This window comes from Jejuibacter sp. L23 (genome assembly GCF_050815825.1).
Classification (GTDB): domain Bacteria; phylum Pseudomonadota; class Gammaproteobacteria; order Enterobacterales; family Enterobacteriaceae; genus Jejubacter; species Jejubacter calystegiae.
Map to the genome: position 1 here is coordinate 2,245,975 of NZ_CP138199.1, position 13,356 is coordinate 2,259,330.

A 13,356-nucleotide genomic window follows, 5' to 3' on the forward strand; every position below is an offset into this window, starting at 1 on the left:
AGCCTTTATCATAAGATGTCTATCGATCACCAACGGGTGCTACTAATTTATCGCCGATGGCGCCGTGCGCTGGAGCGGCCAGTACGGCAGCTTTGGCGAAGTCAGCCACCAGACGGCGGAAAGCTGGGCGCTGCGGCAGGGTAAACCGACCATCAACCAGCCGCTGCGCTATGCCGGGCAGTACGCCGATAGTGAAACGGGTCTGCACTACAACCTGTTCCGCTACTACGACCCGGGCGTGGGGCGTTTTACCTCTCAGGATCCGATAGGGTTAAACGGCGGGCTGAATTTATATCAGTATGCGCCGAATCCGCTGGGGTGGGTGGATCCGTTGGGGTTGAGTAGTTGTCCGATTAAAGCAGGACGTAATCGCCGTATGGCAATGAATAAAGCAAAAGATACGGCGGGTATACCTCGGTCTCAGCAGCACGAAAGCCACTGGCAGGTTGGTAATAATCGCCAAAGACAAGGCTATAGTAATTACGTTTATTCAGAGAATCCCGCTGAGTTTGGTAATTTTTATCAGTACAGGAATGCTGAAGGACACAAAGTTGTGGTTGTGGAACATACTAGTGATCCACGGAATAAAATAGGTGATGCTCATTTCCATGCAGGAAAAGCAAAAACATCTCCTTACTCTTATGATTTTAAAACAGAACGCGATGGTAAAGTTCCAGCAGATAGTTCAGGAGGCCATCATATATATTATGACTACTAATGGAAAAGAAGTGTTAAAGAAAAAAATAGCCTTGAATAAGGTGGTGGCATTTTTTGAAGATGTAGAGGGTGTAAGTGATATAGACTTCATTGAGCATGAGAGAGGGGATTTTGATAAATATTGTGAAAAAATAAAAAAAATTTTTGGTTACCAGCGAGAAATTAAACCTACGCAGGAGGTTTGCCTGAAATTGATTGGTGATGGAGTTATAAAATGGCAGATGGAATGCCTGAGCAGTATAATTGGTAGGGAGGTTTTTATAGATGCTAATGAATACTATTTTGTAAGATTTAAAATATTTGATGGGATGCTTTTTATAAAAAGCATTTGCTCTTTGAATGGGAATAATGACTTAATTTTGTTTGTTAAATCACCAAGAAAAATACTAGCATTTAGTGATGATGAATATACGATATCATTTTATGAAGAAATGATATGATTCTTTTTTTCTTGAACCTGCACTGAAATAGAATTCACTAATTATAAATAAACCAGGATCCTGTGGCATGACTTTATTAATATATTCAGAGGAGGCTCCCCATCTCAATCAAATATCCATGGTAATGATTATTGGAAAGTTTATAAGGCGAATGGTAAAGGTGCTGATGAAGTATTAGGAAGAATAGGCCGCGAAGGGTTTAAAAATTACGATCTTATTAACGATTCGCCTGTCTATGTTGACGGTGTATTGATGAGCGGTGGATGATATGATTGATATTTATGCAGATATAAAAAGCTATACATCATTGGGGGGTATTGAAATTAATCAATATGTTGATTGTTATTCTTCTGAGATTTATGGATATTTCAATGTTGTTGTGAAAGAATATGCAATTCCTTACCCTTCGAATGAGAAAATGTTCGGATATAGTTTAAATAATGGTGTAATAGTTTTTTCTACTACTGCTGATGGGAAGATTTTATCTGTGGGGTGTAATGAGGCTTATAAAGGAAAATATAAAGATAAAATCTACTCAGGAATGACTATGGGGGAGCTGGTGGCTTTGACAAGTAATCAAAAAATATTAAATGGTACTATTATTATTGATGACGACTACGGTATGGCATTGACATTGCCTTCACCCTATAATGAAATTGCTGACTATATAAGTCATATACCACATGATTTAGAGTTAAATGAGATCTATGTTTCTGATTATTCATTCTGGGACTTGAATAGGAAATGATTTTTGTTTTGCACTGGGGGGAAGTAGTTTACTTTTCTGGAAGAAAATATAATGTCTATGCTTTAGCGCAATGGATTAAGAAAACTCCCGCAGAATCAGTAGCAAAAATTTTCGTGGATCTGGTTGTGAAACGATCATAATGGATAGATCTAAATAGTACTTTAGTGAGGTGATCTTACCCACCAATAGTGGACACGTGACTAAGTGAGTAAACTCTCAACCAGAGCTCGCTCACATGACAAAACCAGTATCAGCCAGTAAGAAGCCACGTAATATTCGTCGGAGTTCCGCAACGAAGCCCTAACACATTGGTGTTGCTGCTGTTGCCCGGGAACTTAGTCTTTATGGATCTCAGCTCTACAACTGGCGTAGCAAACGTTGTTGCATCTGCTGGAATCCGATGCCGCAGCCGGTAGTTAATAACCGGCTTGGCCAGTGGCAAAACCTGTTCTTTCGTTATGACGCGCGCGGCAATCTGATTCAGCGTCGTCACGGTCTGCATCAGCAGCACTATAGCTACGATGCCGATAACCGACTGATTGCTGCCAGCGGCACCGGGCCGGAAGGAAAATTCACCGCCCGTTACCGCTACGATGCCCTGGGGCGACGTATTGCGAAAGCGGTTACCACTCAACGCGGCACGGTGGAAACCCGTTTCCTGTGGGAAGGCTGGCGTCTGCTGCAAAGCCGGGAAGGGGAGCGATGCGCCACTTATCTGTACGATCCGAACGAAACCTGGAGTCCGCTGGCGCGGGTCGAGCACCCTGCTCAGGCACAGGACGGGGAATGCTACTGGTTCACTGCCGCTCTTAACGGCGCGCCGCTGGAAGTCACCGACGCCGACGGCGCCGTGCGCTGGAGCGGCCAGTACGGCAGCTTTGGCGAAGTCAGCCACCAGACGGCGGAAAGCTGGGCGCTGCGGCAGGGCAAACCGACCATCAACCAGCCGCTGCGCTATGCCGGGCAGTACGCTGATAGTGAAACCGGTCTGCACTACAACCTGTTCCGCTACTACGACCCGGGCGTGGGACGTTTTACCACTCAGGATCCTATTGGGTTAAATGGTGGGCTGAACCTGTACCAGTATGCGCCGAATCCGCTGGGGTGGGTGGATCCGTTGGGGTTGAGTAGTTGTTCCACACAATTTGCGTCCAGGAATGCTGCGTTTAGAGCTGCAAAAAGAGATGCTGGAATACCTATGGGCCAAAGGCCTGATAAGGTGTTTAATCCAAAAACTGGTTTTGAAGGCGAATACAAAAGCGTTAGAATGACAAATTCTAATGGTGATAATATCTTGACAGACTCTGGAGATATTATTTGGACAAGGGAGTATCAATTTTCTACAGCTGGTGGGAAAAAAGTAATCATACAGGATCATGCTGCTGGTCATTATTCTCCTGACAGCGTAGGTAATCAGGGGGCGCACTTTAATGTTCGTCCAAGCGAAAACACCAGAACTGGCAGTGTACTGGGAACGCTGGAACATTATAGTTATTGAGGTGATATATGAACTGGAATGATCTAGATGGAACGATTTTACTGGGAAAAGTTTTTTCAAAACCATTGAAAATGTCAATGGTGGATGTTTTTTCTGTAAAGATTGAGCGAGACGGGCCGTCGATACTAATTGAGTTCGATCTGGTTGGGTCGCTCCCAGATAACCCTCCAAAAAAATGGGGGAATGACTATAATAAATGTCGCGCAGGCATTAATTGTAGTGGCGTGACTCAGCTGAGTTTTAATGATGTAGGTACGCGCATGCTTGCAAATATTAAAATTGAGAAAGTGGGTTTGTTATATCGGGTATCTCTGAATGGAGATAATTTGGCTATTTCTTTTGAATGCGGTGATGTAAGGTTTATGGGGCCGTCGGTTTATTTGTCTAATTAGGGTTTGTATGTGTCAGTGTTTATTGGCTCTGTTTTGGTGTTTTGCGACTAGCCTTGAATGGAAAGGTAATTTAATAACCCGTAATTAATCTGTGTGGCAGCTATTTTGCTGCCTGATTAAATTTGAGAGGAATACTGTTATTTTTACTTGGTGAGAAAACGTATGATTACAGAAAGAATAGTTAAATTTCCTTATGAGGAATGGATGGGAGAAGTTTTTTTTGGTGATAATGATTTAGCGTCCCTACCATATTGTGTATGTTATCAGTATTATGTTGATGAAAGTGATTGTGGGGAATTTGGTTTTTTCACAGAAAATGCGTCTTATATTTTATCCTGTGTTTTTGGCAAGGAGATTTCGCTCTATACAAGCCATGGCGTCAAGAAAACGGAACGCATTGATATAAATGGATTATATTTATATGGCGATTCTTTAATTAATAATGATTTGTTAAATAGCTATTCCGGGTTCTCGTCCATTGAGTTAAAGAATAAACTTAGAGAAAGAAAAGGGATGATGCCAGTTGCGATTGTTGAAAAACCTTGTTTGTATAATATTCAAGTTGATGACAGATTCGATGTGTTAAAAATAAATGAATTAATAAATACCAATGCGGACTTTTTCCTTAGTAGGTTTTTCATGCCAGAGGCAGGGCAATCCATGTTGATTTTTGATTTGTCCGTTTGGAACGAGATAAATAAATGTGCGAGCGTTATCGGTGTTGATTGTATGGAGCTAAATTCTATTGATGAACTAAGTGAAAAACAATAGATAGCGCTGGAAGGTGGGACGTAGAACGGACTATTGCAAGGGGAGTGCCAAATGGATGGGAGAGAATGTCTAAATGGATATTTAAAAAAATGCGAGTGGATTTATCATTCAGCAGGTAGGGATATCTCATGGTGTTTTTTATTCGGCGCTAAAGCCTTTTAGAGTTTTTTATTAGATGAAAACTATATTTCTGATTGTTTGATTTTGGGCCTGAATAATAAATAATTTTTTACTGGGTGGGTTTAAGATAGAGAAAATGCCTTATACAGCATCGATTTTTTTGAAATAAAGATAGTTCCCAATACCAACTTGAAAAGATAACTCTTTTATTTTTTGAGGATAGCAACCCGTGACCGCCCGTACCGCTACAGTGGATGTGGCAAACTGGCCAGCGTAGCGATACCTGCACGGTGAGCTCCATTTCGGGTACGATGCCGATAACCGACTGATTTCTGCCAGCGGCACCGGGCCGGAAGGAAAATTCACCGCCCGTTACCGCTACGATGCCCTGGGGCATCGTATTGCGAAAGCGGTTACCACCCAACGCGGCACGGTGGAAACCCGTTTCCTGTGGGAAGGCTGGCGTCTGCTGCAAAGCCGGGAAGGGGAGCGTTGCGCCACTTATCTGTACGATCCGAACGAAACCTGGAGCCCGCTGGCGCGACTCGATCACCCTGCTCAGGCACAGGACGGGGAATGCTACTGGTTTACTGCCGATCTTAACGGCGCGCCGCTGGAAGTCACCGACGCCGATGGCGCCGTGCGCTGGAGCGGCCAGTATGGCCGCTTTGGCGAAGTCAGCCACCAGACCGCGGAAAGCTGGGCGCTGCGCCAGGGCGAACCGACCATCAACCAGCCGCTGCGCTACGCCGGACAGTACGCCGACAGTGAAACTGGTCTGCACTACAACCTGTTCCGCTACTACGACCCGGGCGTGGGGCGTTTTACCACTCAGGATCCGATAGGGTTAAACGGCGGGCTGAACCTGTATCAGTATGCGCCGAATCCGCTGGGGTGGGTGGATCCGTTGGGGTTAGCTGCGTGTAATACAGGAAGCAAAGCAATAAACCCCAAGGATATCCGGTTTAGCCAGAGTTCTGTTAATGGGGCGGCAGAATTAACACATAGTATGAAAACTAAGGGCTGGGCAGGGGAGCCAGTGGATGTAGTTAGAATGAGTGATGGAAAATTAACCACCATCGATAACACTCGCATTTTAGCCGCCTCCAGGGCTAATATAAAAGTGCAAGCCCGCATTCATGAAGGGGCTAGTCCATTACCGGAAGAATTTGTTGAGCGTTTTACGACTAAAAAAGGCGTTCTTTCAACATGGGAGGAGGCAATACTCCTTCGCATCGGAAAGCAGGCTTCTGGATACAGATACGGGTATCCAAATGGTTCAACGATTATAGGATCTATTGATTAATATGAAACAGTTGCTGACAAAAAATGAACTGCCAGATTGGTTTTCCTATCCATCTGATTTTATGAGAATTGTTAGTCAGGGGCTTTTGGATTTTGATCCATGGATTATTATGGAAAGCGATAGACTTCGTACTCGTTATAACGGAGTGAAGAAACGCTACCCAAACAGAGAACTGCTCCCTTTTGCAAGAAGAGAGGACTGCGACGATATAGCTTGTTGGGAAAAAAATAAGGGCGGTAAGATAATAATTATACATGATTTTTCCAGCGAAGGTTATGAAAACGTACTTGAGTTTGATAATTTCTGGGATTGGTTGCGGAGTGCTCTGGAAGCGACTATAGAATATAGTGGTGAATAGTATGAATATTCATAATACACTGATCGCTAAAGGGTGAAAAATTATACTGATACTGTATTTTACTTGTGCATACATCATATTCAATTTTTATTTTTAATATGTCACTGTGTCTTTGGTTTGAATAACAGTAAATCTGTATTCAAAAACTCTGGTTAACTATCCAGGCATCCTAAATTTATGTTGGCCCTGGGACGCCGAATTGCGAAAGCGGTTACCACCCGGCGCGGCACGGTGGAAATCCGTTTCCTTCTGCTGCAAAGCCGGGAAGGGGAGCGATGCGCCACTTATCTGTACGATCCGAACGAGACCTGGAGCCCGCTGGCGCGGGTCGATCACCCTGCTCAGGCACAGGACGGGGAATGCTACTGGTTCACTGCCGATCTTAACGGCGCGCCGCTGGAAGTCACCGACGCTGATGGCGCCGTGCGCTGGAGCGGCCAGTACGGCAGCTTTGGCGAAGTCAGCCACCAGACGGCGGAAAGCTGGGCGCTGCGGCAGGGCAAACCGACCATCAACCAGCCGCTGCGCTATGCCGGGCAGTACGCCGATAGTGAAACGGGTCTGCACTACAACCTGTTCCGCTACTACGACCCGGGCGTGGGGCGTTTTACCACTCAGGATCCGATAGGGCTGCAGGGCGGGCTGAACCTGTACCAGTATGCGCCGAATCCGCTGGGGTGGGTGGATCCGTTGGGGCTTACTGCGTGTGCTCATGATGGTTACTATAATCGTAAGAGTTTAAGAACTGACATATATAATGCTCAAAGGCCGGGAAGTTATCATGCAGTGAAACATACTCAGGCTAAAACAGCTGAAGAAGCTAAATCACTTAGTTTAGGTAAGGGGGCTCGAAAAGGGGATCCAGAGGCATCATATTTGCCAGGATATGCAAGTAAGGTTGCTGGGTTTGAAAAACAGGCAGCTTATGATGCGGTCAGAAATGGTAATGTATTTGAACATGGTGGCACTCGTTTTATGTTCTATAAAAACCCTACCGGGGCAGTAGGGTATAACAGTGGACAATTAACTGACTGGGTTAGGATAGAAATGACGAATACAGGGGTGCCAATTATTCATAGTTTCCCTGCATCTCCGACCCAAGTGAGTAAATATATGAATGGTGTGAGGTGATTATGGCTAAAAATGCAGAGCTTCAAAGAATTAGGTTTCCTTCTGGATGGAATATCGGAATAAATAACCTTTATGAAGTTGAGCCTGATGAAGAGTACATCGATTATTATTATGGCTCGACTTTGATTAGCGCAGATAACAAGCTTATGGGGTTGAGTTTTGATTCAAGATATGAACCTGAAGGTGTGCCAGGTGGTGAGTTCATCCTTGTTCTACAGAAGAATGAATATGATAAAAAGGGTAAGATCAAGAATGTAAGTGTTTTAGACATCAAAAAAACGAAAAAGAAAGATGTTTTCATTGAAAATCTTGAGCGCTTCATGAAAACAGGCGAATGTTAGAACCATTGTTGGCCGGAAAGGGATACCTTTTCGGCATTTTTTAATTAATGAAATAAAAAATTCTTTACCGGGCTGCACTATAACCTGTTCCGCTACTACGACCCGGGCGTGGGACGCTTTACCACGCAGGACCCGATAGGGTTAAACGACGGGTTGAACCTGTATCAGTATGCGCCGAATCCGCTGGGGTGGGTGGATCCGTTGGGGTTGTCGAGTTGTTCTTCAGTAAAGGGAAATGATGCTCATAATTCTGCTAACTATCAGAAATTAAAAGATATCTATGGGCAAGCTGAAAAATATGGTTCAGGTGGCATTAAAAGCCTTGAGAATGGGCGTTATCGTTTTTATGGAGATATAAAACCATCTAGAACGCCTGGAGAAATGCAAGGGGCAAGATTGGTAAGAGAGTGGGATCCTGCGACGGGTAATAAAAGAACATTGTATGAAACCGTAGACCATTCAGGACGTGTAAGAAGCGTTGCACCAAAGCCTGTAATGCACGAAAAGAATCACCACATATTTGGTTCGAATGGTAAATATATGGGGCGAAGGTAAATATGAGAGAAATCCCTAGAAAAAGTGACTTAATCAAAAAAATACAAAGTTTACTATCAGGATTTGAAGATAGGAAGGCTGTATCTGATTGGGCGTTTGATATTTATAATGATGATTCTTTAAGAATATCTGATCCAGTGATCTCTAACTACCTGGAGATATTAGGCGCGGTAGATTTACCATCCTCAGATAGAAATTATTTATATACTGAGGAGGATTTTAAAGAATGGATAATTGAATTAAACCGTTCCTGATCGCATTAAGCCGGCGAGAGCCCCTGATCCTTCCAGTTTTTTGCTTTAGCCGTCCGTTGCCTGCTCCGTCACCAGGATCAGGCAACCGGCTTCGATCTTGGACATCCGGTATCAAACCCCGCTTCCCTGGCCAGTCCCCCTTGAGGTGCAGGTTGGGGCTGCGTGAATAGCGGGTGGTGGTGATATCCCTGCGGCTCTCATGGCGGATACTGACATAGCCGACCTTGTACATATTCTGGAGCGCGACGCCATAGCCGGTAAGCAATAACCGGCTGGGCCAGTGGCAAAACCTGTTCTTTCGTTATGACGCGTGTGGCAATCTGATTCAGCGTCGTCACGGTCTGCATCAGCAGCACTATAGCTACGATGCCGATAACCGACTGATTTCTGCCAGCGGCACCGGGCCGGAAGGAAAATTCACCGCCCGTTACCGCTACGATGCCCTGGGGCGCCGTATTGCGAAAACGGTCACCACTCAACGCGGCACGGTGGAAACCCGTTTCCTGTGGGAAGGCTGGCGTCTGCTGCAAAGCCGGGAAGGGGAGCGATGCGCCACTTATCTGTACGATCCGAACGAGACCTGGAGCCCGCTGGCGCGGGTCGATCACCCTGCTCAGGCACAGGACGGGGAATGCTACTGGTTTACTGCCGATCTTAACGGCGCGCCGCTGGAAGTCACCGACGCCGATGGCGCCGTGCGCTGGAGCGGCCAGTACGGCAGCTTTGGCGAAGTCAGCCACCAGACGGCGGAAAGCTGGGCGCTGCGGCAGGGCAAACCGACCATCAACCAGCCGCTGCGCTATGCCGGGCAGTACGCCGATAGTGAAACCGGTCTGCACTACAACCTGTTCCGCTACTACGACCCGGGCGTGGGGCGTTTTACCACTCAGGATCCGATAGGGTTAAACGGCGGGCTGAATCTGTACCAGTATGCGCCGAATCCGCTGGGGTGGGTGGATCCGTTGGGGTTGAGTACTCGTAGAATACAGTTGTCGGGAGATAAGACATTTGAAACATCTCGTGCCGCTCGAAGAGAAGCAATGCGCGGAGCTGGTATTCCTACATCTCAGGCTTATCAGGTTCAGGTAATAGAAGATATTTCCCAATCTGAAATTTCCAGGCAAAACTCAGGTGTTCTACATGAGGAAAGAATCATGCAAAATGGAACTGAGATAGGGCGAGTGAAGGTCCATCACCAGGGGCATGTGTTTACAGATAATAATACACATGAATATCCTCATTACCATGGGCAGAAAGGTGAGCACTTTTCATATGAAAGCGGAAAGGTAAGAAACACTAACAAATACAAAGGAAACAGGTGCTTTTGATGGAAAAAAAATTAGTCATAGATGCTAAAAAAACGTTGGAAATCATTGGTGTTAAATCCAATTCCGATGATGAGGTTTTCGTTTGGTTGTATTCTCCTTTGGAACAGGGGACGTTTATTGAAGAAATAACCTGCTTTTCCAATTCGTTTAATATAAGGGATATTGTTTTTTTAGAAGATGATTTTTATCCGACTTTAGTGAGATCGAAAATAAAAAAAATAAAAAGAGGGGTTGGTAAAATAAATACCCCAGAGCTGAAGAAATATATTAAAATAAAAGAGGGAGCTCCTTTTTTTAATGGTGAGTTATTTTTTGATTATGTTAGCATTGAAAACAAAATACAAGAGGAAAGCATGTCTATACTATGTGATGCCATGTATAAAAAAACATCAGTAAATATTCTTTTACGTAATGGATGCAGTAATATCAATACATCACCTAAAAGTATCATCGAGAATTATTTTGATAATTCTATATGTGATGTTTGTAGGCTTTTTATGGGGGAGACTATTGATGGAGATAGATTCGCCATAGCTGTCAATACTGTTAAAAATAATAGTATAGTTAAAGATGGTTTTATAAAGGAATGTCACTCCGAGGGGTTTGATAAAATCATTAAAAATTGTACTCACATTTACCCTTTGAAATTCGATAACCAATTGAGTTTTTTGAAATCTCGTCGTGGGGAATGAAACTTAGTAATCACAGGGCATGGGCTGACGGAATACAATAGTGAGCGATCTCATAAATCCCTGAATAAACTGACACCGGTTGAGTACCGGCTGATAGGCGAATGTTAGAACTAATTTCGGTGTTTTTTATTAATGAAATAAAAACTTCTTTACTGGACTGAACTGAACCACGACCTGTTCCGCTACTACGATCCGAGCGTAGGGCTCTTTACCACTCTATAGCCTAAAAATTGAGTCATGCTGCATGATTGCAAGGAGGGACAAGCCTTCTTGCTGGTCACGTACTGGATCTCCTTCATCCCTTCCCACCCAACCAAACTCCCCGTAAACTCAACCCCCTGTGCCATCAGGATAAGCCGTTCTATGCTGCCATTTATTGTCCAACAACGTCGTCGCGAGCGCCGCTGGCTGTGCGGGCTGGCGCTGCTGCTGCTGTGCGCTGCGGCCCTGAGTCTGTGTGCCGGGGAGCAGTGGATCGGGCCAGGCGCCTGGTTTAGCGATGCCGGTCGGCTGTTCGTTGGCGAAATTCGTCTGCCGCGTACTCTGGCCGTGGTGCTGGTGGGGGCGGCGCTGGCGGTGAGTGGAACGGTGATGCAGGCGCTGTTCGCGAATCCGCTGGCGGAGCCGGGATTACTGGGCGTCGCTAATGGCGCCGGGGTGGCGCTGGTTGGCGGCGTATTGCTGGGTGGCGGTATGCTGCCTGGCTGGGGTCTGGGGCTGCTCGCCATTGCCGGCGCGCTGTTGATTACCCTAATTCTGTTGCGTTTTGCCCGTCGTCGGCTTTCCACCAGCCGCCTGCTGCTGGCCGGAGTGGCGCTGGGCATTATCTGTAGCGCCCTGATGACCTGGGCGGTCTACTTTTCTACCAGCGTCGACCTGCGTCAACTAATGTACTGGATGATGGGCGGCTTTGGCGGCGTCGGCTGGGAGCAGGGCTGGTTGATGCTGGCGCTGCTGCCGGTGCTTGTCTGGCTGTGCATCCGCCCGTCGCCGCTGAATCTGCTGGCGCTGGGCGAGGCCTCCGCCCGTCAGTTGGGGCTGCCCATCTGGCTGTGGCGTAACCTGCTGGTCAGCGCCACCGGCTGGCTGGTGGGAGTCAGCGTGGCGCTGGCTGGCGCTATCGGCTTTGTTGGCCTGGTGGTGCCGCATATCCTGCGGCTGTGCGGGCTGACCGATCACCGGGTTCTGCTGCCGGGAAGCGCGCTGGCCGGGGGCGGCGTGCTGCTGCTGGCGGATATCGTGGCACGCCAGGCGCTCAGCTCCGCCGAACTGCCGATAGGAGTGGTAACCTCTACCCTGGGCGCGCCGCTGTTTGTGTGGCTATTATTAAGGGCCAGATCATAACCAATATCGAGGATGCTATGCAGGATATTCTGAATACCGAAGTGACGACGATTGAGGGCGAAAAGACCCTTCTGACGCGCTGGCAGGGCGATGTGCTGCTGATCGTCAACGTGGCCTCGAAGTGTGGGCTGACGCCGCAGTATCAGCAGTTGGAAGCGCTCTATAAAACCAGGCAGATGCAGGGCTTTAGCGTGCTGGGCTTTCCCTGTAACCAGTTCCTGGGGCAGGAGCCGGGCGACGAACATGAGATCAAAGCCTTCTGTAGCACCAATTATGGCGTAACCTTTCCGCTGTTCAGCAAGATCGAGGTCAACGGCCCGGGGCGCCATGCGCTCTATCAAAAGCTGATTGCCGCCGCCCCCCAGGCCGTGGCGCCGGACGGCAGCGACTTTACCAGTAAGATGGAAGACAAAGGGCGCGGCGCGCAACAGCAGGGCGATATTCTGTGGAACTTCGAAAAGTTTCTGGTGGGGCGCGACGGTCAGGTGATTCAGCGCTATACGCCGGATACCTCGCCTGAAGATCCACAACTGCTTCACGACCTGCAACAGGCGCTGACCCGCGAATGACCGCATTGCTGCAACTGCAGGACGTTGCGCTGGCGGGAAGGGTCGGCCCTATCAATGCGCAAGTTCAGCCCGGGGAGTTACTGCATCTGCTGGGGCCCAACGGCGTCGGAAAAAGTTCGCTGCTGGCGCTGATGGCCGGGCTGGAGCAGGGGCAGGGGAATATCGATTTCGCCGGGCAGCCGCTGGCCGCGTGGTCTGCACCGGCGCTGGCGGCGCGGCGGGCAATACTGTGCCAGCAGCAGATGCCGCCTTTCGCCATGCCGCTATGGCACTATCTGCAACTCCATCAGAAAGCGGGGCAGGAAGAAGCGGCGATGCTGACTGTCGCCGAATCCCTGTGGCTGAGCGATAAACTGACGCGCCCGGTGTCGGCGCTTTCCGGCGGTGAATGGCAGCGCGCCCGGCTGGCAGCGGTGCTGTTGCAGATAGACCCCAACACTAACCCTCATGGGCAGTTGCTGCTGCTTGATGAACCGATGAACAGCCTGGACGTTGCCCAGCAGGCGGCGCTGGACAGGCTGCTGAACAAACTGTGCCGCAGCGGCGTGGCCGTGGTCATGAGCGGCCACGACCTTAATCACAGCCTGCGCCACGCCGGGCGGGTATGGCTGTTGCACAACGGTCGTCTGGCGGCTTCGGGGGCGCCGGAAAGCGTGCTGACCCCTTCGCGGCTGGAATCGGTTTACGGTTTACCCTTTCGTTGCCTGGAGGTTGAAGGCACAAATCTCCTGTTAACCCGTCATTGATAGTGGTAACCACTTGCCAGCCTTGGGTTTTCAGGGCTACATTAGG

The 13,356-nt window shown here is 47.8% G+C and carries 12 protein-coding genes and 7 pseudogenes; all 19 read left to right on the plus strand.

The features are described 5' to 3' along the window. Positions 1–58: 58 nt before the first annotated feature. Positions 59–718 (plus strand): annotated as a pseudogene (locus SCU88_RS10355) (RHS repeat-associated core domain-containing protein); the annotation flags it as partial. 10 nt (positions 719–728) lie between these two features. Next, entirely contained in the window at positions 729–1,157 is a 429-nt protein-coding gene (locus SCU88_RS10360) for a hypothetical protein (protein ID WP_175342215.1), read from the plus strand. A 268-nt stretch (positions 1,158–1,425) separates the two neighbouring features. Next, positions 1,426–1,905: a hypothetical protein gene (locus tag SCU88_RS10365; protein WP_175342214.1), complete on the plus strand. Its 480-nt coding sequence runs from the start codon at positions 1,426–1,428 to the stop codon at positions 1,903–1,905. A gap of 235 nt (positions 1,906–2,140) precedes the next feature. After that, a pseudogene (locus SCU88_RS10370) lies at positions 2,141–2,284 on the plus strand (IS3 family transposase); the annotation flags it as partial. A gap of 30 nt (positions 2,285–2,314) precedes the next feature. After that, a pseudogene (locus SCU88_RS10375) lies at positions 2,315–3,403 on the plus strand (RHS repeat-associated core domain-containing protein); the annotation flags it as partial. 8 nt (positions 3,404–3,411) lie between these two features. After that, a complete protein-coding gene (locus tag SCU88_RS10380) occupies positions 3,412–3,795 on the plus strand; it encodes an Imm50 family immunity protein (protein WP_175342212.1) in 384 nt (127 codons plus the stop codon). A gap of 162 nt (positions 3,796–3,957) precedes the next feature. Next, the gene (locus SCU88_RS10385) at positions 3,958–4,566 is read left to right on the plus strand and encodes a hypothetical protein (protein WP_175342211.1); all 609 of its coding nucleotides are present in this window, start codon (positions 3,958–3,960) and stop codon (positions 4,564–4,566) included. Positions 4,567–4,978: 412 nt separating this feature from the next. Beyond that, positions 4,979–5,992 (plus strand): annotated as a pseudogene (locus SCU88_RS10390) (RHS repeat domain-containing protein); the annotation flags it as partial. Between the two features lies 1 nt (position 5,993). Continuing rightward, on the plus strand, positions 5,994–6,350 hold the full coding sequence (locus SCU88_RS10395; protein ID WP_175342210.1) for a hypothetical protein: 357 nt from the start codon (positions 5,994–5,996) through the stop codon (positions 6,348–6,350). Between the two features lie 183 nt (positions 6,351–6,533). Next, positions 6,534–7,481: pseudogene (locus SCU88_RS10400) on the plus strand (RHS repeat-associated core domain-containing protein); the annotation flags it as partial. A 2-nt stretch (positions 7,482–7,483) separates the two neighbouring features. Next, entirely contained in the window at positions 7,484–7,822 is a 339-nt protein-coding gene (locus tag SCU88_RS10405) for a hypothetical protein (RefSeq protein ID WP_175342208.1), read from the plus strand. A 66-nt stretch (positions 7,823–7,888) separates the two neighbouring features. Next, a pseudogene (locus SCU88_RS10410) lies at positions 7,889–8,042 on the plus strand (RHS repeat-associated core domain-containing protein); the annotation flags it as partial. Further along, entirely contained in the window at positions 8,015–8,377 is a 363-nt protein-coding gene (locus SCU88_RS10415) for a hypothetical protein (RefSeq protein ID WP_431810127.1), read from the plus strand. The pseudogene SCU88_RS10410 and the gene SCU88_RS10415, both read left to right, overlap by 28 nt. 2 nt (positions 8,378–8,379) lie before the next feature. Then, entirely contained in the window at positions 8,380–8,631 is a 252-nt protein-coding gene (locus SCU88_RS10420) for a hypothetical protein (protein WP_175342207.1), read from the plus strand. Between the two features lie 254 nt (positions 8,632–8,885). Next, positions 8,886–9,959, plus strand: a pseudogene (locus SCU88_RS10425) (RHS repeat domain-containing protein); the annotation flags it as partial. Continuing rightward, on the plus strand, positions 9,959–10,651 hold the full coding sequence (locus SCU88_RS10430) for a hypothetical protein (protein WP_175342206.1): 693 nt from the start codon (positions 9,959–9,961) through the stop codon (positions 10,649–10,651). The pseudogene SCU88_RS10425 and the gene SCU88_RS10430, both read left to right, overlap by 1 nt. A 363-nt stretch (positions 10,652–11,014) precedes the next feature. Continuing rightward, on the plus strand, positions 11,015–11,995 hold the full coding sequence (gene btuC, locus SCU88_RS10435) for a vitamin B12 ABC transporter permease BtuC (protein WP_175342205.1): 981 nt from the start codon (positions 11,015–11,017) through the stop codon (positions 11,993–11,995). Positions 11,996–12,012: 17 nt separating this feature from the next. Further along, positions 12,013–12,564 (plus strand): glutathione peroxidase, encoded by a 552-nt coding sequence (locus tag SCU88_RS10440; RefSeq protein WP_175342204.1) that lies wholly within the window; start codon positions 12,013–12,015, stop codon positions 12,562–12,564. Beyond that, positions 12,561–13,310, plus strand: coding sequence for a vitamin B12 ABC transporter ATP-binding protein BtuD (gene btuD, locus SCU88_RS10445; protein ID WP_175342203.1), 750 nt, complete (start codon positions 12,561–12,563; stop codon positions 13,308–13,310). The genes SCU88_RS10440 and btuD overlap by 4 nt, the downstream gene beginning before the upstream one ends. The last annotated feature ends 46 nt before the right edge of the window (positions 13,311–13,356 follow it).

Excerpts from the sequence above, each read along its gene's own strand:
- SCU88_RS10365 (WP_175342214.1), top strand. The coding sequence starts at position 1,426 with ATGATTGATATTTATGCAGATATAAAAAGCTATACATCATTGGGGGGT.
- SCU88_RS10380 (WP_175342212.1), top strand. The coding sequence starts at position 3,412 with ATGAACTGGAATGATCTAGATGGAACGATTTTACTGGGAAAAGTTTTT.
- SCU88_RS10385 (WP_175342211.1), top strand. The coding sequence starts at position 3,958 with ATGATTACAGAAAGAATAGTTAAATTTCCTTATGAGGAATGGATGGGA.
- SCU88_RS10395 (WP_175342210.1), top strand. The coding sequence starts at position 5,994 with ATGAAACAGTTGCTGACAAAAAATGAACTGCCAGATTGGTTTTCCTAT.
- SCU88_RS10405 (WP_175342208.1), top strand. The coding sequence starts at position 7,484 with ATGGCTAAAAATGCAGAGCTTCAAAGAATTAGGTTTCCTTCTGGATGG.
- SCU88_RS10420 (WP_175342207.1), top strand. The coding sequence starts at position 8,380 with ATGAGAGAAATCCCTAGAAAAAGTGACTTAATCAAAAAAATACAAAGT.
- SCU88_RS10430 (WP_175342206.1), top strand. The coding sequence starts at position 9,959 with ATGGAAAAAAAATTAGTCATAGATGCTAAAAAAACGTTGGAAATCATT.
- btuC (WP_175342205.1), top strand. The coding sequence starts at position 11,015 with ATGCTGCCATTTATTGTCCAACAACGTCGTCGCGAGCGCCGCTGGCTG.
- SCU88_RS10440 (WP_175342204.1), top strand. The coding sequence starts at position 12,013 with ATGCAGGATATTCTGAATACCGAAGTGACGACGATTGAGGGCGAAAAG.
- btuD (WP_175342203.1), top strand. The coding sequence starts at position 12,561 with ATGACCGCATTGCTGCAACTGCAGGACGTTGCGCTGGCGGGAAGGGTC.